An 18011-nucleotide genomic window follows, 5' to 3' on the forward strand; every position below is an offset into this window, starting at 1 on the left:
CGGAATATTGCTGAATATCGATATTCCGTTTCTCTTACTTTTTTCTGTACTACTTTTCATCACTGCTTTTCAGCATCACTCTATAAATGAACGGATAATTTCGTCACGTTATGTGAGATTTAACCAAGCGATATCTTTCTCGGTGTGATTTTTATCGGTCGTCAACTTTTTTCATTCATACGAGGTTATTGTCCGATAAGCCGATGATTTCCTTATCGACCTATTTTCCGCTATAATCATTGTTCATCATTCATCGTAGATCTGATATATGCTGACGGTTTATCACTCCAATCAATTAGAGCTTTTAAAATTATTAGCCGCCGAGCTCATTAAGCGTCAGCCGCTACCCTCTGTTTTTACGCCAGAGATTATGCTGGTGCAAAGTAATGGTATGGCACAATGGCTACAAATTCAGCTAGCTGAAGCGTTGGATGTGACCGCAAATATTGATTTTATCTTCCCAAGTCACTTTATTTGGCAGATGTACAATCTGGTTTTACCGGATGTGCCCGATCAAAACTATTTTGAGAAGGATATCATGAGCTGGAAGCTGATGCAGCTATTACCAGAAGTGATTGATTTACCCGAATTCTCCCTGCTCGCTCAGTATCTCTCCCAAGATAATCATGACCGAAAATATTATCAGTTAGCGATACGTATTGCTGATTTATATGACCAATATTTAGTCTACAGACCAGATTGGATAGTGCAGTGGGAGAGTGGTAAACTGAATGATGAATCCGATCAGAATGAAATATGGCAGGCTGCGCTTTGGCGTAAGTTGATCATGCAGACCAGACAGTTAGGTCAGCCATTAGCCCATCGCGCGAATATTTATCAGCGTTTTATCGAAACCTTAGCGCAAGATACCCTGCCAGAAAGTATCTTGCGTCAATTACCTAAGCGGTTATTTATTTTTGGTATCACTTCGCTGCCGCCAGTCTACTTAGCTTCGCTGTATGCTTTGGGTCAGCATATTGATGTTCATCTGATGTTTACTAATCCCTGTCGTTGGTACTGGGGAGATATTCCTGATGAGCGTTGGCTTAATAAATTATTACAAACACAGTGGCAGCATTATCAAAGCAAATTGAAACGCGGCCTGTTTAAGCAGCATGAGGCTCAATTTGACTTTTTTATGCCAACCACCCAGTCAAATCCGCTACTCGCCTCCTGGGGAAAGTTGGGACGCGATAATCTCTTTTTATTGCAGGACTATCCCAATAAACAGGATATTGAAGCGTTTGTTGATTTGGGCAATGATACGTTGCTGAGCGCGCTACAACAACACATTCTCGATCTCGATGATAAAGCGATAGTGGGTTATGATGAAAAATCTTATGCCAGTAGCCGGACCAAACAACTGGTGAGCAAAGCGGATTTTTCAATCTCATTTCATGCCTGTCATAGCGAGCTGCGAGAAGTTGAGGTGCTGTATGACTATCTTTTATCGATAGTAGAGCAAGATAAGACGCTGTCTATGCGTGATATTGTGGTGATGGTGGCCGATATTGAACGCTATGCGCCCTATATTAATGCGGTATTTGGTAATGCACCAAAATCGCGTTATTTACCCTTTACCATTTCCGATCGAAAAATTCGTTATATTGATCCGGCTATTCAGGCTTTTTTCACTTTACTGAGTTTGCCACAAAGCCGTTTTACCAGCGATGTGATTTTTGATTTACTGGAAGTGCCCGCTTTGGCGGCAAAATTTCAGATCAATGAAAGTCAATTGAAACAGCTTAGAGGTTGGTGCATTGATGCTGGTATTCGGTGGGGACTTGATGACGAGATGGTCTCAGATCTGGGATTACCAAGCTCAGGTCAACATACCTGGCATTTTGGTTTAACGCGGATGCTACTAGGCTATGCCATGAACAGTCATCTGGGTGACTGGCAGGATATTGTCCCATTTGATAATACCAGTGGATTGGCGGCCGAATTAGTGGGTAAACTGGCTGAGTTTTTATTCTTTTTGGTTAAATGGCGGCGGCTACTCACCGAAAAACAGACGTTAAGTGAGTGGCGGCTGTTTTGCTATCAACTACAAGATGATCTCTTTTTGCGTACTGAAGAGAGTGAACCACTGCTATTGTTGATTGAGCAAGCCTGGCAAACACTGATAGATAAAGGAATTGAAGCTGGTTACGATAAACCGTTGGCGATTACCGTTTTACACGATGCATTGCAAGCCCAGCTCGAACAGACACGTATTGAACAACGTTTTCTGGCTGGAAAGATCAACTTTTGTACCATGCTGCCGATGCGTTCAATTCCCTTTAAGGTTGTCTGTTTGCTTGGTATGAATGAGGGCGTTTATCCGCGAACAACGTTACCGGTTGGTTTTGATCTGATGATCAAACATATGCAGCGCGGTGATCGAAGCCGCCGGGATGATGATCGCTACTTATTCCTGGAGGCGATACTTTCAGCCCAAAATCAACTGTATATCAGTTATATTGGCAAGGCGATTACCGATAATAGCGAGCGTTACCCTTCGGTATTGGTCGATGAGTTAAGAGACTATTTATCACAATCGTTTGTGTTAAAAGGAGATGAGAAGCGCAATATCGATGAGAGTGCGCAGCGCTTATCTGAGCACTTAACCATTGCTCATGCGCGTATGCCTTTTAGTGCGGCTAATTATAGGCAAAATCCCGATCACTATCAGATTAAAAGTTATGCCGATGAGTGGTTACCGGCTGCGCAGCGGCAAGGGCGAAAAATGATTTTTGATTCAGTCCTGACACCCTGGCAGGCCAAACAGATTTCACTCGATGAGCTAAAGCAGTTTTATCGCCATCCCGTGAGGATGTTACTGCAAAAAAGGCTCAATATCTATTTTGCGCTATATGATGAAGAGCTACCCAATGCGGAATCTTTTGATATAGACGCTTTGTCTCGTTATCAGTTGAATGAGCGTTTGCTGGCCCAGTTAATCAAAGACGAGACTGGTGTTGCGCAGATGATTAAACTGATTAAAGCGGAAGGTAAAATACCTTATGGGGCCTTTGGTGACTTACTGATTGCGCAGCAATCTGAGGAGATGCAAGTACTGGCGGATAAAGTACTGGCAGAAAAGAACAGCACCGAGAGGTTGGAAGTAAATATTGATCTCTCAGCCGGCGTGTTACAAGGCTGGCTTAGTGACATACAAGCCGATGGTCTCTTGCGCTGGCGAGCCAGTAAACTCTCTATTTATGATGGTATGTCGCTGTGGCTGGAACATTTAATTTTAACGCTGATACGCGCAGATTATCTGGGCGAGTCTCGCTTATATGGTCGCGATAACAGTGAGTGGCGTTTTAAGCCAATATCTCGAGAGCAAGCTTATACGGAGTTAGATAAGTTAGTGACTTACTATATACAAGGGATGAGCTCGCCGCTATTTTTACCACTTAAATCAGCCTGGAACTGGTTAGAAAGTTGCTATGATGATACGTCTCAGACGCTATTAAAAGATGAGGCAGCGATGCTTAAGGCGCGTCAAAAATTTAATCATCTTTGGGTCGATGGCTATCAAATAACCGGTGAGTGTGATAACTACTATTTACGCCTTTTTCCTGTCATCGATGATGCACTGATGGATAAAATGGCACAAACAGCGCAGCAGCTACTTTTACCGCTTCGTCAGGCAAGGATCACATCATGACCTTTATTGATACCCATTGTCATCTTGATTTTCCTCCCTTCATCGATGATATGACCGCTGTAGTGAAACAGGCGCAGCAGGCAGGAGTAAGCGGGTTAATTATCCCGGCGGTATCGGCTGAACGGTTTGAGTTAGTCTGCCGCTTAGCTGAACAATATCCACCGATTTTTGCTGCAGTGGGTTTACACCCAATTTATACTCATCAACCGCAGGATTTACAGCAGCTAAGTGAGCTATTGACGCGCCATTTCGATAAAGTGATTGCCATTGGTGAGATTGGTCTTGATCGGTTTGTTGCGCAGCCCAGTATTGATGAGCAGCAGATCTATTTTAGCCAGCAACTGGTACTGGCTAAGACGTATGCGTTACCGGTTATCTTACACGCTCGTCGGACGCATGACTTGCTATATAAAGCACTGAAACAGGCTAGATTACCGCGTCTAGGCGTGCTACATGGATTTTCTGGCAGCTATGAACAAGCGATGCAATTTGTGGATTTAGGCTATTTAATTGGTATTGGTGGCGTGATTACCTATCAACGTGCGAATAAAACGCGACAAGCGGTTGCTCGTTTACCGCTTGAGGCCTTGGTGTTAGAAACGGATGCGCCGGACATGCCGCTATCTGGTTTTCAGGGCCAACCTAATCGACCTGAACGTATTGTGCAGGTGTTTGAAGCGCTCTGCCAACTTCGGTCAGAGTCACCTGATCGGATTAAAAACCAAATTGCCACCAATACTCGAACGCTATTTAAGCTATCCATTTAGTCATAGATTGACGCGATATTCGCCGGTCGCGTTTTAAAACGACGATGTAGCCACATATATAAATCTGGTGCTTTCATGATCTCTTTTTCGATCACCGCATTCATGCTTTTCGCTGACTCTGCGGCATTTTCAACCGGAAAGTGAGTAATGCTATCGGAGATGGAAATGGTGTAGCCGCTACCATCTTTATTGCGGATAGGGGCAAAGGCAATCACCGTGGGGTTAGCCATTTTCATCAGCAGGTGGGTACCGATCGTGGTTGCCGCATCGGGCATCGCAAAGAAGGGCACAAACACGCTATTTTTAAGGCCATAATCATGATCTGGTGCATACCAAAGTATCTCATTCTCTCTTAATGCCTTAATCATCTTTCGGGTATCGTGACGATCAATAAAGGCTTTGTTCGATTTTAAACGACCTTTTAGCTGAACCCAGTCTAATAAACGATTGTTATGAGCACGGTAAACACCAATACCTTCATGACACTGGCCTAATATTCGGCCGCCTAGTTCTAAAGTTAAAAAATGGATACCGACTAATAGCACGCCATGTTGCGATTTGACTGCTTTATCTAAGTGTTCTAAGCCTTCGATCTTGCCCCATTTTTGAATACGCTTATCTGACCAAAACCAGGCCATGCCAGTTTCAATCAGTCCCATACCGACTGACTCAAAATTATTAATCACGCGTTTATCGATCTCTTGCCCGGATAACTCCGGAAAACAAGCATGCAAATTCTTTTTCGCAATTGAAGAACGGCGTTTGAGAAATGGCATAGACAAACGCCCCAATATTTTACCAATATGAAGTAATACAGGGTAAGGAAGTTGTACGAGTAAATAAAGTGTCCCGATACCAATCCAGGTTAACCAATAACGGGGACGGAGTAGAGCAAAAGAAAATTGAGGGGTCATGACGCTGTTGAGCCTATTTATTTTATTGTTTTTGTATCTGTAAGAAATTAGAGTGCCATTTACTGACTAAGTTCAATTTTTAATAATAAAAATAATGATTTATTTTAATCGAGCTAAACAAATCGTGAAAATTTACCTGCATGTGTTCTGATGATATGAAAATATGATAGGCTTTCGCTAAAATTGCGCGGTATAATGGCTGAATATTCAGCTAGTTTAGTGGCATTAATCTGCGCTTAATTATTATTGATTAGACTGAAAGTGACGCTCAGATGTGCGACTAGCACGATTTAATTGCATATTAATTTCCAATCATCGTTATTGATGGCTCCACATTTATGATGAAGTGTGTCGGCATGATGAGATGATATAAGTTTACGTAAAAAATCGGTAATTTGATTTTGGGTTAAACAGAAATATAATATCATCACACTTTTTTGAAACTATAGCTTATGTCAAATAATAATAATGAATCTATTACGCCGTTGATGCTTCGAATGATGCCATGGATCGCTGCCGTGGCATTTTTCATGCAAACACTCGATACCTCGATTCTCAATACTGCCTTACCCACTATTGCACATGATCTCAACGAATCACCCTTAAATATGCAATCAGCGGTTATCTCTTACGCACTTACGTTAGCGCTCTTTATTCCGGTGAGTGGTTTTTTAGCGGATAAGTTTGGTACGCGCAATGTTTTTGTCACTGCGGTCTCGCTTTTCTCGTTAGGTTCACTCTGTTGTGCGTTATCTCAATCCCTGATTTTCCTCGACTTATCCCGAGTTTTGCAGGGCATTGGCGGAGCAATGATGGTGCCGGTCACCAGGCTTGCTTTGATTAAATCATTTAAACGCAGTGAATTTTTAGCCGCCTTAAATGCTTCAACGATTCCGGGATTAATCGGTCCGGTTGTCGGCCCCGTGTTAGGGGGATATTTAGTTGAAGAGGCAACCTGGCACTGGATTTTTTTAATCAATATTCCGATCGGTGTGATCGGTATTATTACCGGGATCAAATTTCTGCCTAACCTTAAAGGTAAGAAGTCATCCTTCGATTTTACTGGCGCGGCGCTGATTTCATTGGCGGTCATTGGGACGACATTAAGTCTGGAATTTATCAATGAAGGGGTGAATATTTATCTCTCCTTATGTCTGTTTATCGGCTGTCTGTTTTTATTATATGGTTATGTTGTTCATGCTCGTCGCGCTACTGAGCCATTGTTCTCGCTTGAGTTGTTTCAAATTAATACCTTTAAAATAGGGCTGTTAGGGAATTTAATTAGCCGTTTAGGTATTTCAGCGGCCCCTTTCTTAGTGCCTTTATTACTTCAAGTCGCTTTTGGTTATTCAGCGATAACTGCCGGTCTGATGTTGATGCCAATGGCAATAGCCTCATTAACCATGAAGACGTTTGTTCCGCCGATATTAAGACGTTTTGGATATCGACGAGTGCTGTTGGTCAATACCGTGATTGCTGGCGTCATTGTGATGAGTTTATCTGTCTTAAATGAAAACTCATCGCTGATTATATTTGCCATGCTGTTATTTTGTCTGGGGGCGGTTAACTCCTTACAGTTCACCTCAATGAACAGTATCACACTGGCTGATCTTAAAGGTGATCTAACTAGTAGTGGTAATAGTTTGATGGCGGTCAATCAACAATTAGCCATTAGTTTTGGGGTGGCTTGCGGCGCGGTTCTGGTCCGAGTTTTCAGCCAAAATCTGGATATATTTCATCATGAAGTGAGTGATGCATTCAAAGCCAGTTTTATTGTCTTAGGCGCGATTACTTTATGTTCTGGTCTTATTTTCCGTAAACTAAAACCGGAAGATGGCGTCAATTTAACGATTAGACATGCAGAAAACGATCAACATTAAGAGGCAAAATATGCAATATCAAATTATTCCTGTCACGGCATTTGCAGAAAATTGCTCAATTATTTGGTGTGAGAAAACCAGACAAGCCGCGATCATCGATCCTGGAGGCGAAGCAGCGTTACTGATTAATGCCATCACGCAATTGGGTTTGAGTGTGGATAAAATTCTCTTAACCCATGGTCACTTAGATCACGTCGGCGCGGCAAAAACCTTAGCTGAACATTATCAAGTTAAAGTATATGGCCCAACGATGGCCGATAAATTCTGGTTGGATAATTTACCTCATCAATCGATGCAGTTTGGTTTACCTTTTTGCGAGGCCTTTGTACCCGATTATTGGTTGAAAGAGGGCGATGAAATGACTTTAGGTGATGAACAATTGTCGGTGATTCACTGTCCCGGTCACACCCCCGGACATGTCGTGTTTATGGCGCATTCAGCTAAATTAGCCTTTGTTGGTGATGTGTTATTTAAAGGCAGTATCGGTCGGACAGATTTTCCGCAAGGTAACTATCAAGATCTGATGCATTCGATTAAACAAAAATTACTGCCGCTGGGCGATGATATTACTTTTATTCCTGGACATGGACCGGTATCCACCTTCGGTGATGAGCGTATGACGAATCCCTATATTATTAAAGGCTAAGTTGTACTTTTTATACTATCGACTTGTCGTGTGACATCATAAACGTGGTCAAAGTCGCCGTGATTAAAGGATGATCATCCAGTGATGCGGCTAAGAGTGATTAAAAAATCGGCCAATGATGATTTTTTTATTATTCGACTATTGACAATAATCGACGAAATCTTTAATATTCGCGCTACCAATTTGTTCCTCCATAGTTCAGTTGGTAGAACGCCGGACTGTTAATCCGTATGTCACTGGTTCGAGTCCAGTTGGAGGAGCCAAATTTCCCTCTCTATTTTGTTCATTTGGCACTTTTTCAGATTTAAGCCTGTTTTATTCTCTTTGTTACATTATCAAAACGATTATTTCGAGTGATTTGTTACCTTTTTTACTTATTTTTAGACTGTATCCACGACCTATTTGTTTTATCGGCAGCGCCAAAAGCCGCGTATGATTTAATCCGATTGAACTATCTGAATATCATTATTTATTTATTAAACTAATGCAAATGGATATTTTTATGCCTATAATAAGGTTGTGCTGTACTGATTTTCTTGATTTGCTTTATCTCTATTTTGCGATAATGGAAATAGGCAGTATACGGTATATAATAAAAATAATTTCACTATAAATAGGTCAATAAAAATGATAAATCTATTTCAAAGAACAAAACCGAGTACACGTTGTTATTCACTTGCTGTATTGATTGGTATCATTGGCGGCATTATTTCCGCGTTCGTGAAGTCGGGTACCGAAGAGCTCATGCCACCTCGTTTACCAGGTGCAATTCCACCGCCAGTCGATTTACTTAAACAGATGGGGATTGATGTCACCAATATGGTTTACACTTACTCTGAGCAAGTCGTTAATTATGGTGGCAATGGTGTTCATATTATCTTTTCTATCGTCTGTGCCGTCTTTTATGGTGTTGTTGCCGAAATTTTTCCAAAAATTAAATTATGGCAAGGTTGTCTATTTGGCCTAATCGTTGCGATTGGCTTTCACGGCATTGTTTTACCTGTTTTACAGCTCACGCCGCCAGCCTGGCAGTTACCGGTCGACGGTTTACTATCTGAATTTTTAGGCACGTTACTTTGGGTTTGGGTCATTGAAATTGTCCGTCGTGATTTACGTAGTCGATTCACTAAAAAACCTGATCCAGAATTCCAATAACGTATGATTCGTTTGCGCTCATTCAATCGTTAATGGATTGACTAATTGAGCATAAATAGCGTCATCAATGCAGCTTGTTTTGGTTAGTCTTGTCTGACTAAAACAAGTTGTCAACAATTACTCTTCTCCTCCTATTACCGCCTAAACCTGTTAATCGAACTGTCGCTGCGATACGCTCTGCTTAATCAGTTATTAGCGTCACTCACTGATTGAGCATCGCCCAGTCTGATACTGTTTGCTATCTTGCTACTTGAACTGAGATGTGCGTATAACTGTCTGACTAGTATCAATATCAGTCTGATGGTAAAATACCCTTTGTTCAGATCTCGTGATGCGAATGAATTCCAGATATTGATTAACTTGTTTTTTATAGTTGATTCAGTATATAGTAAGGCACTTTTCAAGAAATAATTGAGATACAATCTATGATAATTCAACCAAAAATTCGTGGTTTTATTTGTACTACAACGCACCCGGTTGGCTGCGCTGAAAATGTTAATCAACAAATTGCTTATGTAAAATCAAAAGGCAAATTAGCTAATGGCCCGAAAAAAGTGCTGGTTATTGGTGCTTCTACTGGTTATGGTTTAGCTTCGCGAATTAATGCGGCTTTTGGATCTGATGCAGCGACTATTGGTGTCTTTTTCGAAAAACCAGGTACAGAGACAAAACCTGGCTCAGCAGGTTGGTATAATTCAGCGGCTTTCGATAAAGCGGCTAAAGCAGCAGGTTTATACTCAAAGAGTATTAATGGTGATGCTTTCTCTAATGAGTGCCGTAAACAAGTGATTGATCTGATCAAAAAAGATTTAGGTCAGATTGATTTAGTCGTTTACTCGTTAGCTTCGCCTGTGCGTAAAATGCCTGAAACCGGTGAACTGGCTCGTTCAAGTTTAAAACCCATTGGTCAACCTTATCACTCAGTTGCACTTGATACCAATAAAGATGTGTTAGTGGAAGCAACCGTTGAACCTGCAAATGAGCAAGAGATTGCTGATACCATTAAAGTGATGGGCGGGCAGGATTGGGAACTTTGGATGAATGCCTTAGAAGATGCTGGTGTACTTGCTGATAAGGCACAAGCGGTTGCTTACTCTTATATTGGTACCGAATTAACCTGGCCAATTTACTGGCATGGTACGTTAGGCAAAGCGAAAGAGGATTTAGACCGAGCAGCACAAGCGATTGATAAAAAATTAGCCGCCAAAGGGGGACATGCTTATGTCGCTGTCTTAAAATCGGTGGTCACGCAAGCTTCTTCTGCGATTCCGGTTATGCCACTTTATATCTCGATGTCATTTAAAGTGATGAAAGAGATGGGATTACATGAAGGTTGTATCGAACAGATTCAGCGTCTGTTTAGTAGCAAACTTTACGCAGCTCATTTACCGGAAACTGATGATCAGCATCGTTTACGCCTGGATGATTGGGAACTACGTCCTGAAGTGCAGGAAGCTTGTCGTCAAATCTGGTCTCAGGTTAAAGATGACACGATTAATGAACTAACTGACTATCAAGGTTATAAGGCTGAGTTTTTACGTCTATTTGGCTTCGGTTTAACTGGCGTTGATTATAACGCTGATGTCGATCCGGTGGTTGGATTTGATGTGGTTGAGCTAAACTAATCTGCGCCTAAGCCAATCTGATATTAAGCCCGTTAAAGATGATTTAACGGGCTTTTTTATTCTGTGTACCCTCGCTTTTATGCCGCTTAATCAGCAGGCATGTACAAGATGCTATTAATTTCTGATCAGGCAATTATATTTAATATCGGTATTATGCTAGAATAGCCCGAATTTTATAAGAGACTATCTCCCCAATATCACGCGTCTAAGTCCGATAATTGAGGCTGGTGAATTACTGCCACGTGATACAGGAACGATGCCAGAAACTAACTATGAATTTATTAAAATCACTTGCTGCCGTCAGCTCAATGACGCTTTTCTCCCGAGTATTGGGATTTGTGCGTGATGCCATTGTGGCGCGATTTTTCGGTGCCGGTATGGCGACCGATGCTTTTTTTGTGGCATTTAAACTGCCTAATTTACTGCGCCGAATTTTTGCCGAAGGGGCATTTTCACAGGCTTTTGTGCCGATTTTAGCCGAATATAAGAGTCAGCAGGGTGAAGAGGCTAGCAAAATCTTTATCTCTTATATCGCCGGTTTATTGACACTCATACTGGCTTTAGTCACTATCGTCGGCATAATTGCTGCGCCAATTGTGATTATGATTACGGCCCCTGGATTTACGCAGCCGATGGAAAAGTTTGAGCTATCAGTGCTAATGCTAAGAATCACGTTTCCGTATATTTTTCTGATCTCGCTTGCTTCATTAGTGGGCGCGATCTTAAATACCTGGAACCGTTTTTCGGTGCCGGCCTTTGCACCGACTTTTCTCAATATTAGTATGATAGGTTTTACGCTGTTTGCTTCGCCCTATTTTCATCCGCCTATTTTAGCTTTAGCGGCTTCGATACTGGTTGGGGGAGTGCTACAAATCTTATATCAGCTCCCTTACTTGAAAAATATTGGTATGCTGGTACTGCCGCGGATTAATCTTAAAGATAGCGGTGTTTGGCGGGTGTTAAAACAGATGGGCCCGGCGATTTTAGGCGTCTCGGTTGGCCAAATCTCTTTAATTATTAATACGATCTTTGCCTCATTTTTGATTTCAGGTTCGATTTCCTGGATGTATTATGCCGATCGCTTAATGGAGTTTCCAGCCGGCGTTTTAGGGGCAGCATTAGGGACTATTTTATTACCTTCAATGTCACGCGCTTTTGCCAGAAGTGATTTTGATGAGTACTCACAGCTGCTCGATTGGGGGCTGCGTTTATGCTTTTTGCTGGCATTACCGGCCGCCGTGGCTTTAGGGATTATTGCCAAACCGTTAATTGCGACCTTATTTGAATATGGCAAATTTACTGCAACAGATACGGCGATGACGCAGCAAGCGCTGGTGGCTTATTCAGTCGGATTATTGGGGTTAATCTTAGTCAAAGTGCTGGCACCGGCTTTTTATTCGCGTCAGGATATAAAAACGCCGGTTCGTATTGCGATTGCCACACTGATTTTGACTCAGGTGATGAATTTGCTCTTTATCGTGCCGCTAAAACATGCGGGATTGTCGCTTTCTATTGGGATTGCAGCCTGTTTTAATGCCGGACTGCTATTTTGGATGCTGCGGCGTAAACAGCTGTATCGACCTCAGCCGGGTTGGTCGGCTTTTCTAGGTAAAGTGATCTTTTCTGTGCTGATGATGGCACTGGTATTGTGGTTGATGTTGATGTGGTTACCAGACTGGTCTGCTGGCGGCATGTTATCGCGCTTAGGTCGATTATGTTTATTGATTATCGCTGGCGTGACTGCCTATTTTGGCGCATTAGTTTTATTGGGTTTCAAATTGCGTCATTTTGTAAAACGTGTCCATTAAACCCAGAAAATCATTTATGATATGACGAGCGATATCAAGTTGCTGCGTGATATCAAGGTCTCAATGTTAATCATTGAACGATAACTTTTATGCAGAGTGATAGAAAATAATTTTATGGCAACCAAAAAAACAAATCAGGCAAACTACCGTGATAATCAAGATGCGCAGGTGCATAACCTGAAGGTCCCTCCGCACTCGATTGAGGCTGAACAAGCCGTCTTAGGGAGTTTGATGTTAGATAATCAGCGTTGGGATCATGTGGCTGAGCAGATAACCGAATATGATTTCTACTCCAGACACCATCAGATGATCTTTACTGAGATGCAGTCTTTAGTCAGTAAAGGGATTCCGATTGATTTGATTACCCTTTCTGAAAGCTTAGAGCGCCGTGATGTGCTTAATGATGTGGGGGGGTTTGCCTATTTGGCCGAGTTATCCAAAAATACCCCGAGCACCATTAATGTGGTGGCCTATACCGATATTATTCGTCAGCGCGCTATCATGCGTGAGCTGATCTCGGTATCCAATGAGATCGCCGATAGCTGTTACTCACCAGAGGGGCGTGATAGCGAAGATCTGCTTGATCATGCGGAAACTAAGGTGTTCCAGATTGCTGAAAAACGCGCCTCTAGTGGTGAAGGGCCAAAAAGTATCACGACCGTACTGGAAGATACGGTTGCCCGTATTGAAGAGCTGTTTCAAAAGCCGCATGATGGGGTTACCGGCGTTTCCTCTGGGTTTATTGATTTAGATAAAAAGACCGCTGGATTACAGCGTTCTGACTTAATTATTGTGGCAGCACGTCCATCAATGGGTAAAACCACTTTTGCGATGAACTTATGTGAAAATGCCGCGATGATGCAAGAAAAACCGGTATTAATTTTTAGTCTTGAGATGCCTGCAGAGCAGATTATGATGCGTATGTTGGCCTCGTTATCTCGAGTCGATCAAACCCGCGTAAGAACCGGTCAATTAGATGATGAGGATTGGGCGAGAATATCGAGTACGATGGGGATTTTATTAGAAAAGAAAAATATGTATATCGATGACTCCTCTGGCCTAACGCCGATGGATGTCCGTGCACGTGCACGGCGAATCTATCGTGAACATGGTGGTCTGAGCATGATTATGGTCGATTACTTACAACTGATGCGGGTACCGAGTTTATCTGATAATCGTACCCTTGAAATTGCGGAAATCTCTCGCTCACTCAAAGCGCTGGCGAAAGAGCTGGAAGTGCCGGTGGTGGCCCTGTCTCAGCTCAACCGTAGTCTTGAGCAGCGTGCTGATAAAAGACCGGTCAACTCAGATTTACGTGAGTCAGGTTCGATAGAGCAAGATGCTGACGTGATTATGTTTATCTATCGTGATGAAGTTTATAACGAAGCTTCTGAACAGAAAGGTATTGCGGAAATTATTCTGGGTAAACAGCGTAATGGTCCGATTGGTAAAGTGAGACTGAAGTTTCAGGGGCAGTGGTCACGTTTTGATAATTATACCAATGCTGACTATTTTGATGATGAATAATAACCAGAGGATAATCCATGTCAGTTGCTACCGTTGAAGTTGATGTTGCTGCGCTGCTGCATAATGTGAATTGTTTTAAACGGCAGGCACCCCATAGTCAAATTTGGGCCATCATCAAAGCGAATGCTTACGGACATGGTAAGACTGAAGTTGCCCGATTTTTACAAAAACAGGTTGATGGATTTGGTGTTGCACGTCTGAGTGAGGCATTAGAGCTGCGCAGTGTCGGCATCATTGCGCCGATTTTACTGCTGGAGGGCTTTTTTCCGGATGAGGATATCACGTTACTTGAGCGGTACTCCTTACAAACGATGATACATAGCCCCGAGCAAATTGAACGTTTGCGTGAACTTAAGACCAGTTATCCACTTAACGTGTGGTTCAAACTCGATTCCGGCATGCATCGCTTAGGATTTAGACCTGAACAGGCGCGACACTATTTTAACTTGCTTGCTGCCTGTCCGTCGGTGGCGAAACCCATCAATATTGCCAGCCATTTTTGCTGCGCTGATGAGCTGGATAATCCTTATACCACGGCACAGATTCAGGTTTTTGATGACTTTATCGCTGCAATTGATGATCCGGCTTTAGTGGGACTACAGTCACTTTGTGCCTCAAGTGGTCTGTTTGGATGGCAAACTGCGCATCGCGATATTGTGCGTCCAGGTCTGGTTTTATACGGTATTTCTCCTTTTGATTATCAGATAAAAGATAAAGCAACCGGTGCAGCGCTGGGCTTACTGCCGGTGATGACGTTAAAGTCGATGTTAATTGCGGTGAGAGATCATAAACAAGGTGAGGGCGTTGGATACGGCCAAACTTGGCGTAGTCCGCGAGATACCCGATTAGGTGTCATTGCCATGGGTTATGGTGACGGATATCCCAGAGGCGTACCGGCAGATATTCCGGTGATGATTAATGGGCAGTTATTGCCGATTGTCGGTCGTATCGCTATGGATATGATTGTGGTTGATTTAGGTCCAGATACATCGGCGCAAATCGGCGATGAAGTGATCTTCTGGGGACCGGACTTACCGGTTGAGAAAATTGCTGCATTAAGCGGTATGAGTGCTTATGAACTGGTTGTTCATTTGACCAGTCGGGCTAAGTTAGTTTATAAATTTTAAGCGCTGATAAGGGCTTTGCTGTGATCATGTCGTCATTGTGAAGCTACGCAAACATGACCTGAAGCGGAACTTTTTAACCTCTGCGCCAGGATAGTTTGTGACTTTTCCGACAATTATTTTTATCCGATTATTTTCTGATAAATAAGCTAATGCACTCTACTGAGAGTTCTTGTACAATGAAGTCCACTTTATGAAAAGATGTTAATATTGAATCAATATGTTCACTCGATTAATTAAATTCGTGCTCTTTTTGGCTATCTTAATCGTTATTGCCATCACTGGTGCTTATTACTATTTACAGCATTTTGCCCAACAAAAAATACAGCTCACTGCCAATCAACAGCTCTTTACTGTTGAACGGGGGATGAGTATTACACGCCTTGCGGCGCAGATGCAATCGCAAAAACTGCTTGAGAATGCCAAGCCTTTACCCTATTTACTACAATTTGAGCCTGATTTACGTCATATCAAATCAGGGACTTACCAATTAACACCGGATATGACGGTGCATGATTTTTTAACCTTGCTTAATTCAGGTAAGGAGATTCAGCTCTCGATTCAGTTTGTGGAAGGATCAAGAGCCAAAGATTGGTTAATCAAGTTACAGTCACAGCCCGATATTAAAAAAGTGCTGACAGATGATTTAACCCTCGCGCAAATTGCCGAGGAGATCGGCTTAAAAGGTCAGTCATTAGAGGGGTGGCTCTATCCCGACACGTATCATTACACCCCAAACTCGACCGATCTTGATATTCTAAAACGTGCTTATCAGCGTATGAACAATGAGTTACAAACAATTTGGTTGACCCGAGATGAGAATCTGCCCTATCAATCGCCTTATGAGCTACTGATTATGGCATCGATTATTGAAAAAGAGACCGGGCTGCGTGATGAACGTAGTTTAGTGGCGTCGGTATTTGTGAATCGTTTGAAACGAAAGATGAAATTACAAACCGATCCGACGGTGATTTATGGCATGGGTGACCGGTATGATGGCAATATAAGGCGACGAGATTTAACCGATAAAAATTCATATAATACTTATGTGATTGACGGTTTACCGCCAACCCCGATTGCGATGCCCAGTAAGGCATCTTTGCTTGCGGCTGCACACCCGGCACAGACCAGCTATCTTTTCTTTGTGGCCGATGGTCGAGGTGGTCATGTATTTTCAACCAACCTCAATAGTCACAATCAAGCGGTGCAAGCGTATTTAAAAATTATCCGTAGCCAACAAGCACGCTAGAATAGGAATCAGACATTATGCCCAAAGGCCAGTTTATCGTTATTGAAGGATTAGAAGGTGCCGGTAAAACGACGGCGATTGCCACTGTCGCCAGTGTGCTTAAACAGCGTGGTATGACTGATTTGGTGTTTACCCGCGAACCGGGTGGAACGCCTTTAGCTGAAACCCTGCGGACTTTAATTAAGCAAGGTATTGAGAATGACCCGTTGACCTATAAAGCCGAGTTACTGATGTTTTATGCTGCCAGAATTCAGTTAATCGAAAATGTGATTATGCCCGCGCTTGCGGCTGGGAAATGGGTTGTGGGTGATCGGCACGATCTTTCCACTCAGGCTTATCAGGGCGGGGGCCGTCAGATTGATCCTGAATTCATGGCGATGTTAAAGACCGGGGTATTAGGCTCATTTAAACCGGATTTGACACTTTATCTTGATTTACCCCCTGAACTAGGCTTAACCAGAGCCAAACAACGCGGTGAACTTGATCGTATTGAACAAGAGTCATTAGCGTTTTTCCAGCGAACGCGTGAGCGTTATTTAAGCTTAGCTTCGCAAGATAGTTCGATTATCATTATTGATGCCGCACAGTCGCTGGATAAGGTGACTGAGGCACTGATCGTTTCCCTTAATCAATGGCTGGATACACACATTGTCGGTTAATATACAACAAGACTATTTTTGGCTACACAGCGCTTATTCGCAGCTGATGCAGCCCATATTACAGCAGCGCGCTCATCACGCTTGGTTGATTGGTTATGTGCATGGTTGTGGTGAGCAGCGATTGATTCAGCAGTTGATTGCTCGCCTGTTATGCTTGTCGCCAAAGGGGGAATTACCCTGTGGCCACTGTCATAGCTGTTTACTGGTTGAGGCGCAAACGCATCCTGATTATCATCATCTGATGGTTGAAAAAGATAAAAAATTTATCAGTGTTGAACAAGTTCGGCAGCTCACCGAAAAAGTGTATGAACATGCTCAGCAGGGCGGGGCGAAAGTGATTTGGATCGACAATGCGGTATTGATGACCGAGGCCGCGGCTAATGCGCTGTTAAAAACACTGGAAGAGCCGCCGGCGAACACCTATTTCATTTTAACCGATAATCAAGTGCAGCGTTTGATGCCAACTATCCGTAGCCGCTGTTTTCAATTTATGATTGCCGCACCTGAGTTAGTGGTAGGGATGAAGTGGCTTCAGCCACAGTATCCTGACTACAGTGAAAATCAAATTGCGACCGCGCTACTGCTCAATGAGCAAGCGCCGCTGGCCGCAGCACATTTATTACAGCCAGAACATTGGCAGATACGATTACAGTTTTGTCAAACATTAACTGAGTCGTTAAAGCAAGGGATGTTTTGGCCCTTACTGTCAAAAATTACCACTACCGAGCAGGCGATATGGGTGATTGATTGGTTTTGCTCTTTCTTACTCGACGCATTAAAAGCAAAAAATAGTGCGGGTCGATTTGTGACCAACCGAGATCAGGTTCCACTGATTCGTTTATTAGCCCAATCTGAGATAGAAAAAATTAATCATTGGTATGACATCTGGTGTGAGGCGTCATTAAAGTTAACGACAATTTCAGGCCTCAATCAGGAGCTTATCATCGCGGATTTATTAGCCCAATCCGAAATAGCCCAATAAGCCAGACTAGCGCGAATGAT

At 42.8% G+C, this 18011-nt stretch carries 13 protein-coding genes and 1 tRNA gene; 13 read left to right on the top strand and 1 reads right to left on the bottom strand.

Annotated features, from left to right (window positions below; all coding sequences use genetic code 11):
* The first annotated feature begins 268 nt into the window (after positions 1 to 268).
* Together recC and RHO15_03725 are read left to right on the top strand one after the other, a co-directional pair.
* Positions 269 to 3655, top strand: coding sequence for an exodeoxyribonuclease V subunit gamma (gene recC / locus RHO15_03720; GenBank protein WVD64633.1), 3387 nt, complete (start codon positions 269 to 271; stop codon positions 3653 to 3655).
* The gene (locus RHO15_03725) at positions 3652 to 4422 is read left to right on the top strand and encodes a TatD family hydrolase (GenBank protein ID WVD64634.1); all 771 of its coding nucleotides are present in this window, start codon (positions 3652 to 3654) and stop codon (positions 4420 to 4422) included. Before recC ends, RHO15_03725 begins: the two co-directional genes overlap by 4 nt.
* Here RHO15_03725 and lpxL read toward each other — a convergent pair.
* Entirely contained in the window at positions 4419 to 5336 is a 918-nt protein-coding gene (lpxL, locus tag RHO15_03730) for an LpxL/LpxP family Kdo(2)-lipid IV(A) lauroyl/palmitoleoyl acyltransferase (GenBank protein WVD64635.1), read from the bottom strand. The genes RHO15_03725 and lpxL overlap by 4 nt on opposite strands.
* A 497-nt stretch (positions 5337 to 5833) precedes the next feature.
* Between lpxL and RHO15_03735 the strand changes: the two genes are divergently transcribed.
* The 11 genes from RHO15_03735 (at position 5834) to holB (ending at position 17991) form a co-directional block, all read left to right on the top strand.
* Positions 5834 to 7216, top strand: coding sequence for a DHA2 family efflux MFS transporter permease subunit (locus RHO15_03735; GenBank protein WVD64636.1), 1383 nt, complete (start codon positions 5834 to 5836; stop codon positions 7214 to 7216).
* Positions 7217 to 7226: 10 nt separating this feature from the next.
* Positions 7227 to 7862, top strand: a complete 636-nt coding sequence (locus RHO15_03740; protein ID WVD64637.1) for an MBL fold metallo-hydrolase — start codon at positions 7227 to 7229, stop codon at positions 7860 to 7862.
* Positions 7863 to 8049: 187 nt separating this feature from the next.
* Positions 8050 to 8125, top strand: a tRNA-Asn gene (locus RHO15_03745).
* A 364-nt stretch (positions 8126 to 8489) separates the two neighbouring features.
* Positions 8490 to 9017 (top strand): DUF1440 domain-containing protein, encoded by a 528-nt coding sequence (locus RHO15_03750; protein ID WVD64638.1) that lies wholly within the window; start codon positions 8490 to 8492, stop codon positions 9015 to 9017.
* Positions 9018 to 9442: 425 nt separating this feature from the next.
* The gene (locus tag RHO15_03755) at positions 9443 to 10642 is read left to right on the top strand and encodes a trans-2-enoyl-CoA reductase family protein (GenBank protein WVD64639.1); all 1200 of its coding nucleotides are present in this window, start codon (positions 9443 to 9445) and stop codon (positions 10640 to 10642) included.
* A gap of 272 nt (positions 10643 to 10914) precedes the next feature.
* Complete coding sequence (gene murJ / locus RHO15_03760; GenBank protein ID WVD64640.1) at positions 10915 to 12450, top strand: murein biosynthesis integral membrane protein MurJ; 1536 nt, start codon at positions 10915 to 10917, stop codon at positions 12448 to 12450.
* Between the two features lie 114 nt (positions 12451 to 12564).
* Positions 12565 to 13977, top strand: a complete 1413-nt coding sequence (dnaB, locus tag RHO15_03765; protein ID WVD64641.1) for a replicative DNA helicase — start codon at positions 12565 to 12567, stop codon at positions 13975 to 13977.
* Between the two features lie 17 nt (positions 13978 to 13994).
* Positions 13995 to 15104, top strand: a complete 1110-nt coding sequence (gene alr, locus RHO15_03770) for an alanine racemase (protein ID WVD64642.1) — start codon at positions 13995 to 13997, stop codon at positions 15102 to 15104.
* 217 nt (positions 15105 to 15321) lie between these two features.
* Complete coding sequence (mltG, locus tag RHO15_03775) at positions 15322 to 16350, top strand: endolytic transglycosylase MltG (GenBank protein ID WVD64643.1); 1029 nt, start codon at positions 15322 to 15324, stop codon at positions 16348 to 16350.
* Between the two features lie 17 nt (positions 16351 to 16367).
* Positions 16368 to 17009 (top strand): dTMP kinase, encoded by a 642-nt coding sequence (gene tmk / locus RHO15_03780; protein ID WVD64644.1) that lies wholly within the window; start codon positions 16368 to 16370, stop codon positions 17007 to 17009.
* Positions 16999 to 17991, top strand: coding sequence for a DNA polymerase III subunit delta' (gene holB, locus RHO15_03785; GenBank protein ID WVD64645.1), 993 nt, complete (start codon positions 16999 to 17001; stop codon positions 17989 to 17991). Before tmk ends, holB begins: the two co-directional genes overlap by 11 nt.
* The last annotated feature ends 20 nt before the right edge of the window (positions 17992 to 18011 follow it).

It is taken from the genome of Orbaceae bacterium lpD01 (genome assembly GCA_036251705.1).
GTDB lineage: Bacteria > Pseudomonadota > Gammaproteobacteria > Enterobacterales > Orbaceae > Utexia > Utexia brackfieldae.

Coding starts and splice junctions, on each gene's coding strand:
- lpxL (WVD64635.1), bottom strand. CDS start 5,336: ATGACCCCTCAATTTTCTTTTGCTCTACTCCGTCCCCGTTATTGGTTA.
- alr (WVD64642.1), top strand. CDS start 13,995: ATGTCAGTTGCTACCGTTGAAGTTGATGTTGCTGCGCTGCTGCATAAT.
- RHO15_03735 (WVD64636.1), top strand. CDS start 5,834: ATGATGCCATGGATCGCTGCCGTGGCATTTTTCATGCAAACACTCGAT.
- mltG (WVD64643.1), top strand. CDS start 15,322: ATGTTCACTCGATTAATTAAATTCGTGCTCTTTTTGGCTATCTTAATC.
- murJ (WVD64640.1), top strand. CDS start 10,915: ATGAATTTATTAAAATCACTTGCTGCCGTCAGCTCAATGACGCTTTTC.
- RHO15_03750 (WVD64638.1), top strand. CDS start 8,490: ATGATAAATCTATTTCAAAGAACAAAACCGAGTACACGTTGTTATTCA.
- dnaB (WVD64641.1), top strand. CDS start 12,565: ATGGCAACCAAAAAAACAAATCAGGCAAACTACCGTGATAATCAAGAT.
- RHO15_03740 (WVD64637.1), top strand. CDS start 7,227: ATGCAATATCAAATTATTCCTGTCACGGCATTTGCAGAAAATTGCTCA.
- tmk (WVD64644.1), top strand. CDS start 16,368: ATGCCCAAAGGCCAGTTTATCGTTATTGAAGGATTAGAAGGTGCCGGT.
- RHO15_03755 (WVD64639.1), top strand. CDS start 9,443: ATGATAATTCAACCAAAAATTCGTGGTTTTATTTGTACTACAACGCAC.
- RHO15_03725 (WVD64634.1), top strand. CDS start 3,652: ATGACCTTTATTGATACCCATTGTCATCTTGATTTTCCTCCCTTCATC.
- recC (WVD64633.1), top strand. CDS start 269: ATGCTGACGGTTTATCACTCCAATCAATTAGAGCTTTTAAAATTATTA.